Origin of the sequence: Streptomyces sp. NBC_01428 (assembly GCF_036231965.1) — a bacterium.
In the GTDB taxonomy this organism is placed as follows: Bacteria; Actinomycetota; Actinomycetes; order Streptomycetales; family Streptomycetaceae; genus Streptomyces.
Window position 1 is genome coordinate 1,590,703 of record NZ_CP109499.1, and the last position, 17,331, is coordinate 1,608,033.

A 17,331-nucleotide genomic window follows, 5' to 3' on the forward strand; every position below is an offset into this window, starting at 1 on the left:
CGTGCCCCCTCAGGTTTCTGACAGGTCGTCAGAATCCTAAGGGGGTGGGAGGACCGGACGTCAGGGGGCGTCGCGGGACACGGAAACGGTGGGGCCGGGACCGTCAGACGTCGTCGCGGGTGAGCGCGAGCAGCCGGTCCAGGACGCGCGGGCCGCCGGCCCGGACGCCGTCGTGCTCGAACTCGTCGGTCACCCAGGTGCGCAGTCCGCGCACGGACCGCGCGGTCTCGAGCGCGTGCCCGGTGTCCACGTACATGTCGTCGTGGTAGACCGCCGCCGCGACCGGCACCTCGTTGGCGGCGAGCCGGGCCCGGTCGTACAGCGGCGCCCAGTCGGTGCGGGCCGCCAGCTCCTCGGCGGTCTCCCGCAGGGGGCGCAGCGCCGGGTCGGTCTCGAACATCCAGGGGTGCACGGACTCGCCGGTGAACAGCAGCGGCCCGTCGTTCGCGAGGGTCTTGGCGGCGTCGAACTGCGGGAACTCGGCGCGCACCCGCTCGGCGGACCAGGCGGTGGGGCGGCCGTCCTGGGCGTAGATGACCTCGTGGACCAGCGCGTACAGGGGGTGCCCCGCGTACGACAGAAGCCCCTGGACCTCTTCCTGGAAGGCGTCGGAGAGCGCCGGACCCTGCGGGGTGCGCACGAAGGCGTCCTCCAGCAGGTAGTGCAGGCGGTGGCTGCCCTCGCTGCCACCGAGGAGGATGCCCAGCGACTGGAAGGCCTCGACGGTCAGGCGGTAGCCGCCGCTGAGGACCGGCTCGTGCTGGAGCACGTGCTCGGCGATCCGGCGGGCGCGCTCGACGTCCTGCGGGTAGCGCGCGTAGTGCGCGGCGACCTTGCGCTCGATGCGCGGGTAGGCGGCGCGGTAGACGTCGTCGGCGTGCCCGTCGAGGGTGGGCAGCCCGCCGGTGACGAGGGCGGCGCTCAACCCCTCGGGGGCGCTGGACAGGTAGTGCACCGTGCAGAAGCCGCCGAAGCTCTGACCGAGGACCGTCCAGGGCGCGCCGCCGGTGAGCCGGCGGCGGATGGTCTCGCAGTCGCGGACGATGGAGTCGGCGCGGAAGAGCGCGAGGTAGGCGGCCTGCTCGCGGGGACCGCCGCGCAGCGGGAGGGTCTGCCGGTTGGCGGGCGTGGAGTGACCGGTGCCGCGCTGGTCGAGCAGCAGGACGCGGAACTCCTCCAGGGCCCGGCCGAGCCAGGCCTGCCGTCCGACGAAACGATTCGCCCCGAAGCCGGGGCCGCCCTGGAGGTAGACCAGCCAGGGCAGCTCCTGCCCCGCCTTGTCGCTCGCGACGACCTCGCGGGCGAAGAGCTCGATGGTCTCCCCGTCCGGGCGGTCGTGGTCGAGGGGCACGGTGAAGCGGTGGTCGGTGAGGACGACACCGGGCTGGCGGTAGCTGAGGGTCAACGGGACTCCCGGGACGTACGGATTTCAGGCTGTCCCAGTTGAGCACATGTGCCCCCGCCCGCGGAGCCCGGGATCAGGACAACGGACTGAACAGTGACTCAGCAGTCCGGTGACGGAGAACTGAACGGCCGCTCAGCGCGCGGCCAGGCTGGAGTGGCGTACGACCAGCTCGGGCTGGAGGACCACACGCCGGTGTTCGTGCGGCGTGGGCGCGGTCTCCGCCTCGATCTCCTCCAGGAGCAGCTCGGCGGCGAGGGCGCCCATGGTCATGGCGGGCTGGCGGACGGAGGTGAGCGGGACGGCCGCCGCCGCGGCGAACTCGATGTCGTCGTAGCCGACGATGGCGAGGTCGCCGGGGACACCGACACCGGCCGCGTACATGGCCTGCAGGACGCCGAGCGCGAGCAGGTCGTTGGCGCAGAAGACGGCGGTGGGGCGCTCGGCGAGGCCGAGGAGGCGTGCTCCCGCGTCCCGTCCGGCGGCGACGTCGAGCCGCTCGGTGGGCAGCTCGCGGAGGTTGCCGGGGCCGAGGCCGGCCTCGGCCAGCGCGTTCAGCGCGCCGGTGCGGCGGTCCCGGACCTGGTTCAGCCCGGGCGGTCCGCTGACATACGCGATCGAACGGTGTCCCGCGTCCACGAGGTGCCGGACGGCCAGGGCGCCGCCCGCCACGTCGTCCACCGAGACGGAGCACTCGGTGGTGCCCACGGCGACCCGGTCGACCAGGACGAAGGGGATGCCGTTGCGGCGGAACGCCTCGATGTTGCGGCCGCTCGCGTCGCTCGGCGTCAGCAGCACGCCGCGCACCCGCTGCTCCGCGAAGAGCGACAGGTAGTCGGCCTCCTCGCTGGGGCTCTGCGCGCTGTTGCAGACCATCACGCCGAGCCCGGCGTCCCGGGCGGCGCGCTCGGCGCCCCGGGCGACGTCCACGAAGAAGGGGTTGCCCATGTCGAGGACGAGCAGTCCCATGATCCGGCTGCGCCCGGCGCGGAGTTGGCGGGCCGACTCGCTGCGCACATAGCCGAGCCGGTCGATGGCGGACAGGACGCGGGCCCGCGTCTCGGAGGCCACCGAGTCGGGGCGGTTGATGACGTTCGAGACCGTGCCGACGGAGACTCCGGCTGCACGGGCGACGTCCTTGATACCCACCGACTGGGCCATCGGGCGGGAACCTCCAGAAGAACTCGAAGCGGCGGGCAGGGGCCCTCACAGTACCCGCGAGCGGGCCGGAACCGGTGGTCATGAGGGAAGCCCGGGAAGGGACGGGACACGGGGCGGTCGGGCGGTCCCGCCGGACGTCACCCCGCAGGTCACGGGGTGGGTCGCGGCCGGCGGGACGCGCGCGTCGTGGCGCCGGGTCAGGCGAGGTGGAACACCTCGGTGAGGGGTTTCATGGCCTCGTCGGGCCGGGCGCCGTCCAGTGCGGTGAAGAACGGCGCCATCTCCGCCTGCCAGCGGGCGTTGACGTCGGTGGCCTCCATGGCGGCCCGGGCCGCGGCGAAGTCCTCGGTCTCCAGGTAACCGACCAGCAGGCCGTCCTCGCGCAGGAAGAGCGAGTAGTTGTGCCAGCCGGTGGCCGAGAGCGCGTCGAGCATCTCGGGCCACACGGCGGCGTGCCGCTCGCGGTACTCGTCGAGGCGGTCCGCACGGACCTTCAGCAGGAAACACACACGGTGCGTCAACGACCCTCCCGGGCCTGGAAGTCGAGCCGGCCGGGACGGTCAGAAGTCGAACTGGTCGATGTTCTTCGCGTCGAAGACGGTCGGCTTGCCGAGGTTGATCACGCCGTCCTTGCCGATGGTGAAGGAGCCCATGTCACCGGCCTTGAACGTCTCACCCTCCTTGCCGGTGATCTGCCCCGAGGCGAGCGCCACGGCGGTGCGGGCGGCCAGCTCGCCGAGCTTCGCCGGGTCCCACAGCTCGAAGCCCTCGACAGTGCCGTTCTTCACGTACTTGCGCATGTCGTTCGGGGTGCCGAGGCCGGAGAGCTTGACCTTGCCCTTGTACTTGGAGCCGGACAGGTACTGCGCGGCCGCCTTGATGCCGACGGTGGTCGGCGAGATGATCCCGGCGAGCTTGGGGTGCTCCTGGAGGAGGCCCTGGGTCTGCTGGAAGGACTGCTGGGCGTCGTCGTTGCCGTAGGCGACCTTGACCAGCTTGATGTTCTTGTACTTGGGGTCCTTCAGCTCGTCCTTCATGAAGTCGATCCAGGTGTTCTGGTTCGTCGCGGTCTGCGCGGCGGACAGGATCGCGATCTCGCCCTTGTAGCCGATCTGCTGGGCGAGGAGCTGCACCTCGGTGCGGCCGAGGTCCTCGGCGCTGGCCTGCGAGACGAAGGCGTTGCGGCAGTCGGCCTTGGTGTCGGAGTCGTAGGTGACGACCTTGATCTTGTTCGTCATCGCCTGCTTGAGCGCGGTGCACAGCGCGCCCGGGTCCTGCGCGGACACGGCCATGGCGTTCACCTGCTGCTGGGTGAGCGTGTTGACGTAACTGACCTGGCCGCTGGTGTCGGTGGCGCTGCTCGGGCCGACCTCCTTGTAGGTGGAGCCGAGCTCCTTGAGCGCCTTCTCGCCGCCCTTGTCGGCGGAGGTGAAGTAGGGGTTGTTGACCTGCTTGGGCAGGAAGCCGACGGTCAGCCCCTTCTTGGTGGCCGCGTTCGGGTCGGCCTTGGCGCCGCCGGCCGCGGAGTTGGAGCCGCCCGAGTCCTTGACGTCGTTCTTGGTGGTGCCGCCGCACGCGGTGACGGCCAGGGCGAGGGAGGTGACGGCGGCGAGCGCCGCGCAGGTACGGCGGATCGAAGACTTGCGCATGGCTGACGGTCCTTTACGGGGGTGAGCGGAGCGGTTACGAGATCGGAGTCGAGGCGGCTCTGCGGCCCGCCCTCGCTACGGAGATCTGCCGTGCGACCCGGGGGCCGAGCACGGAGACGACGAGCAGAACGCCGGTGACGACGATCTGCGACTGCGCGGAGACGTTGAGGAGGCTCATCACGTTCTGGAGTGCGCCGAGCAGGAAGACTCCCGCGACGGCGCCGCCGAGCGTGCCCTTGCCGCCGTCGAAGTCGATGCCGCCGAGCAGGACGGCGGCCACGACGGACAGTTCGAGCCCGTTGGCGTTGTCGTAGCGGGCGCTGGCGTAGTGCAGGGCCCAGAAGACGCCGGTCAGGGAGGCCATCAGACCGGTCGCGACGAACAGGAGCAGCTTCTGCCGCTTGACGCGGATGCCGGCGAAGCGGGCGGCCTCCTCGTTGGCGCCGATGGCGAACGACGACCGCCCGAAGGGGGTGGCGTGCAGCACGACGACGGCGACGGCGAGGAGGACCAGGAAGGGCAGCAGGGCCTGCGGGACGAACGTGTCACCGATGCGTCCGGCGGCGAAGTTCAGGTACGGGGTGGGGAAGTCGGTGACCGCGTCGGAGCCGAGCACGATCTGCGCGATGCCCCGGTAGGCGGCCAGCGTGCCGATGGTGACGGCGAGGGACGGCAGCCCGAGCCGGGTCACCAGCAGGCCGTTGACCAGTCCGCACGCCACGCCGAGCAGCAGGCACAGCGGGATGATCGTCTCGATCGACATGCCCTGGTTCCACAGGACGCCCATCACCGAGCCGGAGAGTCCCGCCGTGGAGGCGACCGACAGGTCGATCTCGCCGGCGACCACGAGCAGGGTCATCGGCAGGGCGATCAGCGCGATCGGCAGGGTGTTGCCGATCAGGAACGACAGGTTGAGGGCGTTGCCGAAACCGTCCACGAAGGAGAAGGAGAACAGCAGCAGGACGATGAGGAGGGCGCCGACGACCGTGTCCCAGCGGACGGCGCGCGCGAGAGCGGAGTCAGCCATGGCGGGCGTTCCTCTTCTTCAGGGCGGAGGCCACGCGCAGCGCGACGACCCGGTCGACCGCGATGGCGAGGATGAGCAGGATGCCGTTGATGGCGAGCACCCAGACGGAGCTGACGCCGAGGGCGGGCAGCACGCTGTTGACGGAGGTCAGCAGGAGGGCGCCGAGGGCCGCGCCGTAGACGCTGCCGGAGCCGCCGGTGAAGACGACGCCGCCGACCACGACCGCGCTGACGACGGTGAGTTCGTAGCCGTTGCCGGTGCCGGAGTCGACGTTGCCGAACCGGGCGAGGTACAGGGCGCCGGCGAGTCCGGCGAGTCCGCCGCAGACGATGTACGCGGTGAGGATGCGCTTGCGGACCGGGATGCCGGCGAGGCGGGCGGCCTCGGGGTTGGAGCCGAGGGCGTACAGCTCGCGGCCGCTCCCGAAGTGCTTCAGGTAGTACGCGGTGACCACGAGGACGGCCAGGGCGATGAGCGCGAGGTACGGGACGGCGGAGATGCCGCCGGAGCCGAAGTCGACGAAACCGCCGGACAGGTCGGCCGCGGTGATCTGGCGGGAGCCGACCCAGATGGAGTCGATGCCGCGGATGATGTAGAGCGTGCCCAGGGTGACGACGAGGGCGGGCACCTGGCCGAGGCTGACGAGGAGTCCGTTGACGAGTCCGCAGCCGATGCCGAGGAGCACGGCGAGGACGATCGCGACGACGCCGTTGCCGCCGCCCTGGAGGTAGGTGCCGGCCGCGAAGGCGCTGATGCCGAGGGTCGAGCCGACCGACAGGTCGACGTTGCGGGTGATCACGACGAGGGACTGGCCGGTGGCGACCAGCACGAGGATGGTCGCGTTCAGCAGGAGGTCCTTGATGCCCTGTTCGGACAGGAACTCGCTGTTGCCCATCTGGGTGACGGCGATCATCACCAGGAAGACGGCCAGGATGGCGAGTTCGCGCATCTTGAAGACGCGGTCCACCAGCCGGGTGCCGCTGGACTTGGGCACCTCGGTGGCGGGGGCGGGGGTGGGCGCGGTGACCGTCATGCGGCGGCCCTCCCGGTGGCTGCGGCCATCACGGTTTCCTCGGTGGCTTCGGAGCGTGGGATCTCGGCGGTGAGCCGGCCCTCGTGCATCACGAGCACGCGGTCGGCCATGCCGAGGATCTCGGGCAGATCGGAGGAGATCATCAGGACGGCCACCCCGTCGGCGGCCAGCTCGCTCAGCAACCGGTGGACCTCGGCCTTCGTGCCGACGTCGATGCCACGCGTCGGCTCGTCGACGATGAGCACCTTGGGGCCGGTGGCGAGCCACTTGGCGAGGACGACCTTCTGCTGGTTGCCGCCGGAGAGCGTGGCGACGGTGTCGGCGATCCGGGCGTACTTCACCTGGAGCCTGACGGCCCAGTCGAGGGAGCGGCTGCGCTCGGCGCCGCGGTCCATCAGGCCGGCCCGGGCCGTCGTCCGCAGCCCGGTGAGGCCGATGTTGCGCTCGATGGACATGTCCATCACCAGACCCTGGGCGCGGCGGTCCTCGGGGACGAGCGCGAGGCCGGCGGCCATGGCGGTGGACGGGGCGCCGTTCGTCAGCGCCTTCCCGTCGATCTGCACCTCGCCGGCGTCCCAGCGGTCCACCCCGAACACGGAGCGGGCCACCTCGGTGCGGCCGGCGCCGACGAGACCGGCGAGGCCGACGATCTCGCCGCGCCGGACGTCGAAGGAGATGTCGGTGAAGACGCCCTCCCGGGTCAGCCGGCGCACGCTCAGGGCGACTTCGCCGGCTTCGACGTCCTGCTTGGGGTAGAGCTCGTCGAGGTCGCGGCCGACCATGCGGCGGACCAGGTCGTCCTCGGTCATGCCCTCCAGCGGCTCGCTGGAGATGAGGGCCCCGTCGCGCAGGGTCGTGACGCGCCGGCAGATCTGGAAGATCTCCTCCAGCCGGTGCGAGATGAACAGCACCGCGGAGCCCTGATCGCGCAGGGTGCGCACCACGCCGAACAGACGGGCCACCTCGCTGCCGGTGAGGGCGGCGGTGGGCTCGTCCATGATCAGGACGCGGGCGTCGAAGGAGAGCGCCTTGGCGATCTCGACGATCTGCTGGTCGGCGATGGACAGTCCGCGTGCCGGGCGCTCGGGGTCGAGTTCGACGCCGAGGCGCTTCATCAGGGCGGCGGTCGCCGCGTGGGTCGCCTTGTGGTCGATGCGGCCGAGGGCCCGCCGCGGCTGGCGGCCCATGAAGATGTTCTCGGCGATCGAGAGGTCGGGGAAGAGGGTGGGTTCCTGGTAGATCACCGCGATGCCCGCGTCACGGGCGTCGGCGGGGCCGTGGAAGACGACGGGTTGGCCGTCCAGGATCACCTGGCCGGCGTCCGGTCGGTGCACGCCGGCGAGCGCCTTGATGAGGGTCGACTTGCCCGCGCCGTTCTCTCCGGCGAGCGCGTGCACCTCGCCGGGGAACAGTTCCAGGGACACGTCCCGCAGGGCGCGCACGGCGCCGAAGGACTTCGACAGGTCCTTCAGCGCCAGCACCGGGGTCGGTCCCGTGTCGGACGGGTGGGTCATGAGGGGCTCCTCGACGACGCCTGCGGGACGGCCCCCACGACGTCGTGAAAGGTTTCAATTGGGTTGCCGGGACGTTAGGCAGGTCACCCAGGTCACGTCAATGGGTTCGTGGCGAAATTCTTCGAGGGCCAAAGGTCACAGCAGAGTCACGAACAAAGGCCGGCGCCGGAGGGGTTGACAGCCCTTCGGGGTGCTCATAGCTTCGCTCCTGAATCGTTTCAGCCGTCGTGTTCAGCAAGCCGGTGAGCAGCCTCGGGGGAAGCCCGCGTGGCGGGGCCCCGGGAAGCGTGCACCGAAGCGGTTCAGGAAGCCGTCGGAAAGCCGTTCCCACTCGAAGTCGTAGGAGCCCCGAAGTGACCGAGTTCGCCGCGGTGAAGGCCGCGCTCAAGACCCAGGCCGTCGAGACGCCGTCGTGGGCGTACGGGAACTCGGGAACCCGGTTCAAGGTCTTCGCGCAACCGGGCGTGCCCCGGACCCCCGAGGAGAAGATCGACGACGCGGCCAAGGTCCACGAGTTCACCGGCGCCGCCCCGACCGTCGCCCTGCACATCCCCTGGGACCGGGTCGACGACTTCGCGGCGCTCGCCAAGCACGCCGAGGAGCGCGGCCTGAAGCTGGGCGCGATCAACTCCAACACCTTCCAGGACGACGACTACCGGCTCGGGTCCGTCTGCCACCCGGACGCCGCGGTGCGCCGCAAGGCCGTGGGCCACCTGCTCGAATGCGTCGACATCATGGACGCGACGGGCTCCCGGGACCTCAAGCTGTGGTTCGCGGACGGAACCAACTACCCCGGCCAGGACGACCTGCGCGAGCGCCAGGACCGGCTGACCGAGGCCCTCGCCCAGGTCCACGACCGGCTCGGCGACGACCAGCGCATGCTGCTGGAGTACAAGTTCTTCGAGCCCGCCTTCTACGCCACCGACGTCCCCGACTGGGGCACGGCCTACGCGCACTGCCTCAAGCTCGGCCCCAAGGCGCAGGTCGTCGTCGACACCGGGCACCACGCGCCCGGCACCAACATCGAGTTCATCGTCGCCACCCTGCTGCGCGAGGGGAAGCTCGGCGCCTTCGACTTCAACTCCCGCTTCTACGCCGACGACGACCTCATGGTCGGCGCGGCCGACCCCTTCCAGCTGTTCCGGATCATGTACGAGGTGATCCGCGGCGGCGGCTTCACCTCCGACGTCGCCTTCATGCTCGACCAGTGCCACAACATCGAGGCGAAGATCCCGGCGATCATCCGGTCGGTGATGAACGTCCAGGAGGCCACGGCCAAGGCGCTCCTCGTCGACCGTGACGCGCTCGCCGCGGCCCAGCGCTCCGGGGACGTCCTGGCCGCCAACGCGGTCGTCATGGACGCCTACAACACGGACGTGCGGCCGCTGCTCGCCGAGGTGCGCACCGAGCTGGGACTCGACCCCGACCCGGTGGCCGCGTACCACCGCTCGGGGTGGGCCGAGCGGATCGCCGCCGAGCGGGTGGGGGGACAGCAGGCAGGGTGGGGCGCGTAGGCAGGCGCCGGTTCCGTATGGGCGCCCGCTCTCTCTGAGGACTCACGCTGTCCGAGGGCTCGGGCTCGCTCTGTCCGAGGGCTCGCTCTGTCTCTCACTCCTTCTGAGGGCTCGCCTCCCTGAGGAGGGGCCGTCCTCCGCTCCGGAGGTCCGTGGCCGGGCGGAGTGGGGGCCCGGTCGCCGGGTTGCGTCTGCCCCGCGGGCCGGTCGCCGGGGCGCGAAGACCGTTGTGGCCGGTCGCGCCGTTCCCCGCGCCCCTGACGGGGCGCTCCTGCTCGGGTTCCTCTTAGTGCACCTCTTCCTCACCCCCCTTCCTCCCCTCCTCTTCCAAAGGATCCGGAACATGGCACCCCATCCCGAAGCCGCCGCTCTGCTGGCCCGGTCCCGCCGGCTCGGCGCGGATCCCCGCAACACCAACTACGCGGGCGGCAACACCTCCGCGAAGGGCACCGACACCGACCCCGTGACCGGTGGGGAGGTCGAGCTGATGTGGGTGAAGGGGTCGGGCGGCGACCTCGGCACGCTCACCGAGGGCGGGCTCGCGGTACTGCGCCTGGACCGCCTGCGGGCGATGACCGAGGTGTACCCGGGCGTCGAGCGCGAGGACGAGATGGTCGCCGCCTTCGACTACTGCCTGCACGGCAAGGGCGGTGCCGCCCCCTCCATCGACACCGCGATGCACGGACTCGTCGACGCGCCGCACGTCGACCACCTGCACCCCGACTCCGGGATCGCGCTGGCCTGCGCGGCCGACGGGGAGAAGCTGACGTCCGCGTGCTTCGGCGACAGCGTGGTGTGGGTGCCGTGGCGCCGGCCCGGCTTCCAGCTCGGCCTCGACATCGCGGCGGTCAAGGAGGCCAACCCCGAGGCGATCGGCTGCGTCCTGGGCGGGCACGGCATCACCGCGTGGGGCGCCACGGCCGAGGAGTGCGAGCGCAACTCGCTGCACATCATCCGCACCGCCGAGGCCTTCCTCGCCGACCGCGGCAGGGCGGAGCCGTTCGGGCCCGTCGTCGAGGGGTTCGAACCGCTCGCCCCGGCCGACCGCCGTGAGCGCGCCGCCGCGCTGGCCCCGCACGTACGCGCCCTGGCCTCGCAGGACCGGCCGCAGGTCGGTCACTTCACCGACTCCGACGAGGTGCTGGACTTCCTCGCCCGCGCCGAGCACCCCCGGCTCGCGGCGCTCGGCACCTCGTGCCCCGACCACTTCCTGCGCACCAAGGTCAGGCCGCTCGTCCTCGACCTGCCGCCGGCCGCCTCCCTCGACGACGCGGTCGCCCGCCTGAAGGAGCTGCACGCCGCGTACCGCGTGGAGTACGCCGCCTACTACGAGCGGCACGCGGAGCCCGGCTCCCCCGCGATGCGCGGCGCCGACCCGGCGATCGTGCTGGTTCCCGGGGTCGGCATGTTCTCCTTCGGCAAGGACAAGCAGACGGCACGGGTGGCGGGCGAGTTCTACGTGAACGCCGTCAACGTGATGCGCGGCGCCGAGGCCGTCTCGACGTACGCGCCGATCGAGGAGTCGGAGAAGTTCCGCATCGAGTACTGGGCCCTGGAGGAGGCCAAGCTCCAGCGGATGCCGAAGCCCAAGCCGCTCGCCACCCGGGTGGCGCTGGTGACGGGCGCGGGCAGCGGCATCGGCAGGGCCATCGCGGAGCGGCTGGCGGCCGAGGGCGCGTGCGTGGTGGTCGCGGACCTCAACGCCGAGGGCGCCGAGGAGGTCGCCGCCGGTCTCGGCGGTCCCGACAAGGCCGTCGCGGTCCGGGTGGACGTCACCTCCGAGGAGCAGATCGCCGAGGCGTTCAAGGCGGCGGTGCTGGCGTTCGGCGGGGTCGACCTGGTGGTCAACAACGCGGGCATCTCGATCTCCAAGCCGCTGCTGGAGACCACGGCGAAGGACTGGGACCTCCAGCACGACATCATGGCGCGCGGCTCCTTCCTCGTCTCGCGGGAGGCGGCCCGGGTGATGATCGCGCAGGAACTGGGCGGGGACATCGTCTACATCGCCTCCAAGAACGCGGTGTTCGCCGGACCCAACAACATCGCCTACTCCGCCACCAAGGCCGACCAGGCTCATCAAGTACGGCTCCTCGCAGCCGAGTTGGGCGCACACGGCATCCGCGTCAACGGTGTCAACCCGGACGGGGTGGTGCGCGGCTCGGGCATCTTCGCGGGCGGCTGGGGTGCCCAGCGGGCCGCGACGTACGGCATCGAGGAGGAGAAGCTCGGCGAGTTCTACGCCCAACGGACCATCCTCAAGCGGGAGGTGCTGCCGGAGCATGTCGCGAACGCCGTGTTCGCGCTGACCGGCGGGGACCTGACGCACACCACGGGGCTGCACGTCCCGGTCGACGCCGGCGTCGCCGCCGCGTTCCTGCGATGACGTCGATGCACACCCCGCACACCTACGCCGCGGTCGACCTCGGCGCGTCCAGCGGACGCGTCATGGTCGGCCGGGTCGGCCCGGACACCCTGCACCTGACGGAGGCGCACCGCTTCCCGAACCGTCCGGTCCGGGGCCCCGAGGGGCTGCGCTGGGACATCCTCGCGCTGTACGCGGGTGTCCTCGACGGGCTCCGCGCCGCCGGGCAGGTCGACTCCGTCGGCATCGACAGCTGGGCCGTGGACTACGGCCTGCTGGACGCGGACGGGGCGCTGCTCGGCAACCCGGTGCACTACCGCGACACCCGCACGGAGGGCGTCGCGGAGAAGGTCTGGGCGACCGTGCCCGCCGCCGAGCTGTACGCGGCGACCGGCCTGCAGTACGCGCCGTTCAACACCCTGTACCAGTTGACGGCGGCCCGCTCCACCGCTCAACTCGGCTTCGCGAAAAAGCTGTTGCTCGTACCCGACCTCTTGGCGTACTGGCTCACGGGCGAGGCCGGCACCGAGCTCACGAACGCCTCCACCACTCAGCTGATCGATCCGGGCACGCGCGACTGGGCGTACGGTCTCGCGGAGCGTCTCGGTATCGACCTCACGCTGTTCGCTCCGCTGCGCCGGCCCGGCGATCCGGCCGGGACCCTGCTGCCGCGTGTCCTGGAGGAGACCGGGCTGACCGGGCCGGTGCCGGTGACGACGGTCGGTTCGCACGACACCGCGTCGGCGGTGGCCGCCGTCCCGGCCACCGGGGAACGGTTCGCGTACATCTGCACCGGCACCTGGTCGCTCGCGGGTCTGGAACTGGACGCGCCCGTGCTCACCGAGGCGAGCCGGGCCGCCAACTTCACCAACGAACTGGGCCTGGACGGCACGGTCCGCTACCTGCGCAACATCATGGGGCTGTGGCTGCTCCAGGAGTGCCTACGGGAGTGGGACGGTCCCGATCTCGGCGAACTCCTGTCGTCCGCCGCCGAGGTGGCGCCGCTGCGGTCGGTGGTGGACGCGGGCGACGCGGCGTTCCTCGCGCCCGGCCGGATGCCGGCGCGGATCGCAGAGGCGTGCCGGGAGTCGGGGCAGCCCGTGCCGGCCTCCCGCGCCGAGATCACCCGGTGCATCCTCGACTCCCTCGCGCTCGCCCACCGCCGCGCGGTCCGGGAGGCGCAGGCTCTCGCCGACCGTCCCGTCGACGTCGTGCACATCGTGGGCGGCGGCACCCGCAACGAACTGCTCTGCCAACTCACCGCCGACGCCTGCGGGTTGCCTGTCGTGGCGGGCCCGGCGGAAGCGGCCGCGCTCGGCAACGTCCTCGTCCAGGCCCGGGCCCACGGGCTGGTCGGCGACCGCGCCGGGATGCGCCGGCTGGTGGCCCGCAGCCAGCCGCTGCGCCGCTACGAGCCGCGCGGTGACACGGCCGCCTGGCGCGCGGCCGAGGCCCGGCTCGGCACGCCGTGACCCGTCCGTCGTCCGGCGGGCGCGCAGTGCCTCCCGCACCGCGTGCCCGCCGCGTACGCTGCACCCATCCGATGATCGAGACCAAGGAGCTGCGATGCGAGTCGCCCTGTTCCTGACCTGTGTCAACGACACGCTGTATCCGGACACCGGCCGCGCCGTGGTGAAACTGCTGACCAGACTGGGTGTCGACGTCGATTTCCCGATGGGGCAGACCTGCTGCGGACAGGCTCACTACAACACCGGTTACCGCCACGAGGCCGAGCCGTTGGCCCGTCACTTCTCCGATGTCTTCCGCGCGTACGACGCGATCGTGACGCCGTCGGGGTCGTGCGGGGCGATGGTGCGGGAGCTGTATCCGCGGATGGGCGAGCGGGCGCGCGCCGAGGGGCGGGGCGACAGCCTGGCCCGGACGCTGGCGCCGGTCGTGCCGAAGACGTACGAGCTGACGGAGTTCCTCGTCGACGTTCTCGGGGTGACGGACGTCGGCGCGTACTACCCGCACACGGTGACCTATCACCCCACCTGTCACGGCCTGCGCAGCCTGGGCCTCGGGGACCGGCCGCACCGGCTGCTCCAGGCGGTCAAGGGGCTCGAACTGCGGGAACTGCCCGGCGCGGACGAGTGCTGCGGCTTCGGCGGCACCTTCGCCGTGAAGAACCCCGACGTGTCCGCGGCGATGGGCGCCGACAAGGTGCGCAACGCCGAGTCGACCGGGGCCGACGTGCTGTGCGCGGCCGACAACTCGTGTCTGATGCACATCGGCGGCACGATGGGCCGCCTCAGCACGGACATGCGGCCCGTCCACATCGCGGAGATCCTGGCGAGCACGGAAGAGGAGCCGAGCGCATGAGCGGAACGTTCGTCGGAATGCCGGCCTTTCCCGTGGCCGCGCAAGAGGCCGTGCACGACAGCACCCTGCGGGGCAATCTGCGCCACGCCACCCACACCATCCGCGCCAAGCGCGAGAAGGCCGTCGCGGAGGTCTCCGACTGGGCGGCGCTGCGCGAGGCGGGGAAGCAGATCAAGGACCACACGCTCCGTCATCTCGACCGCTATCTCGTCCAGTTGGAGGAGGCGGTCACCGCGGCGGGCGGCGTCGTGCACTGGGCCGCCGACGCCGACGAGGCCAACCGGATCGTCACCGCGCTGGTGAGGATGACCGGCGAGACCGAGGTCGTCAAGGTCAAGTCGATGGCCACCCAGGAGATCGGGCTGAACGAGGCGCTGGAGGCCGCGGGCATCCACGCGTACGAGACCGATCTCGCCGAGCTGATCGTGCAGTTGGGCAAGGACCGGCCGTCGCACATCCTCGTCCCCGCGATCCACCGCAACCGCGGCGAGATCCGCGACATCTTCGCCCGCGAGATGGGCGAGTGGGGCCGGCCCGCGCCCGAGGGACTCACCGACACGCCCGCCGAACTGGCGGAGGCCGCGCGTCTGCACCTGCGCGAGAAGTTCCTGCGCGCCAAGGTCGGCATCTCCGGCGCCAACTTCATGGTCGCCGAGACCGGCACCCTCGTCGTCGTGGAGTCCGAGGGCAACGGGCGGATGTGTCTGACGCTCCCCGAGACCCTGATCTCGGTCGTCGGCATCGAGAAGATCGTGCCGAGCTGGCGGGACCTGGAGGTGTTCCTGCAGACCCTCCCGCGCTCCTCCACGGCCGAGCGCATGAACCCGTACACCTCGATGTGGACGGGAACCAAGGACGGCCGCGCCGGGGAGGACGACGGGCCGGGGACCTTCCATCTGGTGCTGCTGGACAACGGCCGCACCGACACGCTCGCCGACGAGGTCGGCCGCCAGGCCCTGCGCTGCATCCGCTGTTCGGCCTGCCTCAACGTCTGCCCGGTGTACGAGCGGGCGGGAGGGCACGCCTACGGCTCGGTCTACCCGGGTCCGATCGGCGCCATCCTGAGCCCGCAGCTGCGGGGCACCGGCAGCGAGATCGACGCCTCCCTGCCGTACGCCTCGTCGCTGTGCGGTGCCTGCTACGAGGTGTGTCCCGTCGCCATCGACATCCCGGAGGTCCTCGTGCATCTGCGCGAGCGGATCGCCGAGGGAGGACCCGCCACCCGCGACGGCAACCGGGTCCTCCTCAAGCCCGCCAAGGGCCACGCGGCGGAGCGGGCGGCGATGCGGGCGGCGCGGTGGGCCTTCAGCCATCCCGGCGCGCTGCGCGGCGGCCAGCGGCTGGCGTCGCGGACCCGGCGCTTCCACCCGCGCACCCTGCCGGGGCCGGGCCGGGCATGGAGCGCCACCCGCGATCTGCCGGAGGTCCCGGCGGAGTCGTTCCGCGACTGGTGGCAGCGGACGCGGGGCGGAAAGGACGTGACGAAGTGAGCAGCAGGGATCTCATCCTCGGGCGGGTGCGGCGGGCGACCGCCGACATCCGCGACGACGACACCCCGTACGAGCGGGCCGTGGACCGGAGTTATCTGCGCGAGCACGGAGAGCGGACCCCAGCCCAGACGGTCGCGCTGCTCGCGGAGAACCTGGCGGACTACCGGGCGGTCGTGCACCGCTGCGCGGCCGACGCGCTGCCGGCGACCCTCGCCGGTCTGCTGGCCGCCCGGGGCTCCGGCACGGTCGTCGTACCGGAGGGTCTCGACGGGGCCTGGCTCGCGGAGAGCGAGGTGACGCGCGTCGCGGACCGCGCCACGGGCACGGCGCACGAGCTGGACGCGGTCGACAGCGTGGTCACCGCGTGCGCGGTGGCCGTCGCCGAGACCGGCACCATCGTCCTGGACGCCTCCCCCGACCAGGGCCGGCGCCGCATCACCCTCGTGCCCGACCACCACATCTGTGTCGTCCGGGTCCCCGGTCAGGTCGTCTCCTCCGTGCCGCAGGCCCTGGAACGTCTGGACCCGGCACGCCCGCTGACCTGGATCTCCGGGCCCTCCGCGACCAGCGACATCGAACTGGACCGGGTGGAGGGGGTGCACGGCCCGCGCACCCTGGAGGTGGTGCTGGTCGACGACGCTTCCCAGGGCGTCCCGCCGTCGAGCGGGGAGCACGTGGCGCGGCTAGCGTGAGGGCATGATCCGGTTCGAGCAGGTCAGCAAGGTCTACCCGGACGGTACGAAGGCCGTGGACGACCTCTCCTTCGAGGTGGACGAGGGTGAACTCGTCACGCTCGTCGGCCCGTCGGGCTGCGGCAAGACGACGACCATGATGATGGTGAACCGGCTGATCGAACCGACGTCGGGCCGGATCCTCGTGAACGGCGAGGACATCGCCGAGGTCGACCCGGTGCGGCTGCGGCGCCGGATCGGGTACGTCATCCAGCAGGTCGGCCTGTTCCCGCACCGGACGATCCTCGACAACACGGCGACCGTGCCGACCCTGGTCGGCTGGAAGAAGGCCAAGGCCCGCGCGCGAGCCGCCGAACTCCTCGACCTGGTCGGCCTCGACCCCGCCACCTACGGGTCGCGCTACCCCGAACAGTTGTCGGGTGGCCAGCGCCAGCGGGTCGGGGTGGCGCGGGCGCTGGCCGCCGATCCGCCGGTCCTGCTGATGGACGAGCCGTTCGGCGCCGTGGACCCGGTGGTGCGGGAGCAGTTGCAGGACGAGTTCCTGAGCATGCAGCGATCCGTCCGCAAGACGGTGCTGCTGGTCACCCACGACATCGAGGAGGCCGTCCGCCTCGGCGACCGGATCGCGGTGTACGGGCAGGGGCGCATCGAGCAGTTCGACACCCCGGGGGCGGTCCTGGGAACGCCTGCCACGCCGTACGTCGCCGAGTTCGTCGGCGCCGACCGCGGGCTGAAGCGGTTGTCGGTCACCGAGATCGAGGCCGACGACCTGGAACAGCCGCCGGTCGCACGGCTCGACGAGAGCGCCGCCGAGGCCGCGGCGCGGCTGCGCGGGGACGGCTCCCGGTGGGCCGTGGTCCTCGACACGGACGGCGACCTGCACGGCTGGGTCGGCGTCGACGAACTCGGCGCGGGCGGCCTGGTCGGTGCGTACGCCCACCGGATGAACTCCTGGGTCCCGGTGGGAGCCCCGCTGAAGCAGGCGTTCGGTGTGATGCTGCAGCACGACGCCGGCTGGGTCGCCGTCCTCGACGGCGCCCGCTTCCTCGGCGTCCTCACCCCCGCCAAACTCCACGAGGCCCTGCGCCGCTCGGTCGACGCCGACGCCCGGGGAGTCCCGCGCGGCCAGGTCGACTTCGACTCGGTGGCGGACGCCTGAGGGACG

Annotated in this window: 14 protein-coding genes; 7 read left to right on the plus strand and 7 right to left on the minus strand. The window is 71.7% G+C overall.

Annotated features, from left to right (window positions below; all coding sequences use genetic code 11):
- Positions 1-103: 103 nt before the first annotated feature.
- The 7 genes from OG406_RS06940 to OG406_RS06970 all read right to left on the minus strand — a co-directional run bounded on the left by OG406_RS06940 (position 104) and on the right by OG406_RS06970 (position 7,786).
- A complete protein-coding gene (locus tag OG406_RS06940; protein WP_266617749.1) occupies positions 104-1,405 on the minus strand; it encodes an alpha/beta fold hydrolase in 1,302 nt (433 codons plus the stop codon).
- Positions 1,406-1,537: 132 nt separating this feature from the next.
- A complete protein-coding gene (locus OG406_RS06945) occupies positions 1,538-2,563 on the minus strand; it encodes a LacI family DNA-binding transcriptional regulator (protein ID WP_081220614.1) in 1,026 nt (341 codons plus the stop codon).
- 197 nt (positions 2,564-2,760) lie between these two features.
- Entirely contained in the window at positions 2,761-3,084 is a 324-nt protein-coding gene (locus OG406_RS06950; RefSeq protein WP_081220613.1) for an L-rhamnose mutarotase, read from the minus strand.
- Between the two features lie 39 nt (positions 3,085-3,123).
- Entirely contained in the window at positions 3,124-4,212 is a 1,089-nt protein-coding gene (gene rhaS / locus OG406_RS06955; RefSeq protein WP_267049175.1) for a rhamnose ABC transporter substrate-binding protein, read from the minus strand.
- Between the two features lie 34 nt (positions 4,213-4,246).
- Positions 4,247-5,239, minus strand: a complete 993-nt coding sequence (locus OG406_RS06960) for an ABC transporter permease (RefSeq protein ID WP_164371193.1) — start codon at positions 5,237-5,239, stop codon at positions 4,247-4,249.
- Entirely contained in the window at positions 5,232-6,272 is a 1,041-nt protein-coding gene (locus OG406_RS06965; RefSeq protein WP_164371194.1) for an ABC transporter permease, read from the minus strand. Before OG406_RS06965 ends, OG406_RS06960 begins: the two co-directional genes overlap by 8 nt.
- Positions 6,269-7,786, minus strand: coding sequence for a sugar ABC transporter ATP-binding protein (locus OG406_RS06970; protein WP_329184739.1), 1,518 nt, complete (start codon positions 7,784-7,786; stop codon positions 6,269-6,271). Before OG406_RS06970 ends, OG406_RS06965 begins: the two co-directional genes overlap by 4 nt.
- 353 nt (positions 7,787-8,139) lie before the next feature.
- Here OG406_RS06970 and rhaI point away from each other — a divergent pair, with 353 nt between their 5' ends.
- The 7 genes from rhaI to OG406_RS07005 all read left to right on the plus strand — a co-directional run bounded on the left by rhaI (position 8,140) and on the right by OG406_RS07005 (position 17,325).
- Positions 8,140-9,300, plus strand: coding sequence for an L-rhamnose isomerase (gene rhaI, locus OG406_RS06975; protein WP_329184740.1), 1,161 nt, complete (start codon positions 8,140-8,142; stop codon positions 9,298-9,300).
- 343 nt (positions 9,301-9,643) lie between these two features.
- Positions 9,644-11,683: a bifunctional aldolase/short-chain dehydrogenase gene (locus tag OG406_RS06980; protein ID WP_327408323.1), complete on the plus strand. Its 2,040-nt coding sequence runs from the start codon at positions 9,644-9,646 to the stop codon at positions 11,681-11,683.
- A gap of 5 nt (positions 11,684-11,688) precedes the next feature.
- Positions 11,689-13,134, plus strand: a complete 1,446-nt coding sequence (locus OG406_RS06985; protein WP_329184741.1) for a rhamnulokinase — start codon at positions 11,689-11,691, stop codon at positions 13,132-13,134.
- 94 nt (positions 13,135-13,228) lie between these two features.
- Entirely contained in the window at positions 13,229-13,984 is a 756-nt protein-coding gene (locus OG406_RS06990) for a (Fe-S)-binding protein (RefSeq protein WP_266851002.1), read from the plus strand.
- A complete protein-coding gene (locus OG406_RS06995) occupies positions 13,981-15,474 on the plus strand; it encodes a LutB/LldF family L-lactate oxidation iron-sulfur protein (protein ID WP_329184742.1) in 1,494 nt (497 codons plus the stop codon). Before OG406_RS06990 ends, OG406_RS06995 begins: the two co-directional genes overlap by 4 nt.
- On the plus strand, positions 15,471-16,166 hold the full coding sequence (locus OG406_RS07000; RefSeq protein WP_329184744.1) for a LutC/YkgG family protein: 696 nt from the start codon (positions 15,471-15,473) through the stop codon (positions 16,164-16,166). Before OG406_RS06995 ends, OG406_RS07000 begins: the two co-directional genes overlap by 4 nt.
- A 4-nt stretch (positions 16,167-16,170) precedes the next feature.
- On the plus strand, positions 16,171-17,325 hold the full coding sequence (locus tag OG406_RS07005; protein WP_266617740.1) for a betaine/proline/choline family ABC transporter ATP-binding protein: 1,155 nt from the start codon (positions 16,171-16,173) through the stop codon (positions 17,323-17,325).
- Positions 17,326-17,331: the final 6 nt, after the last annotated feature.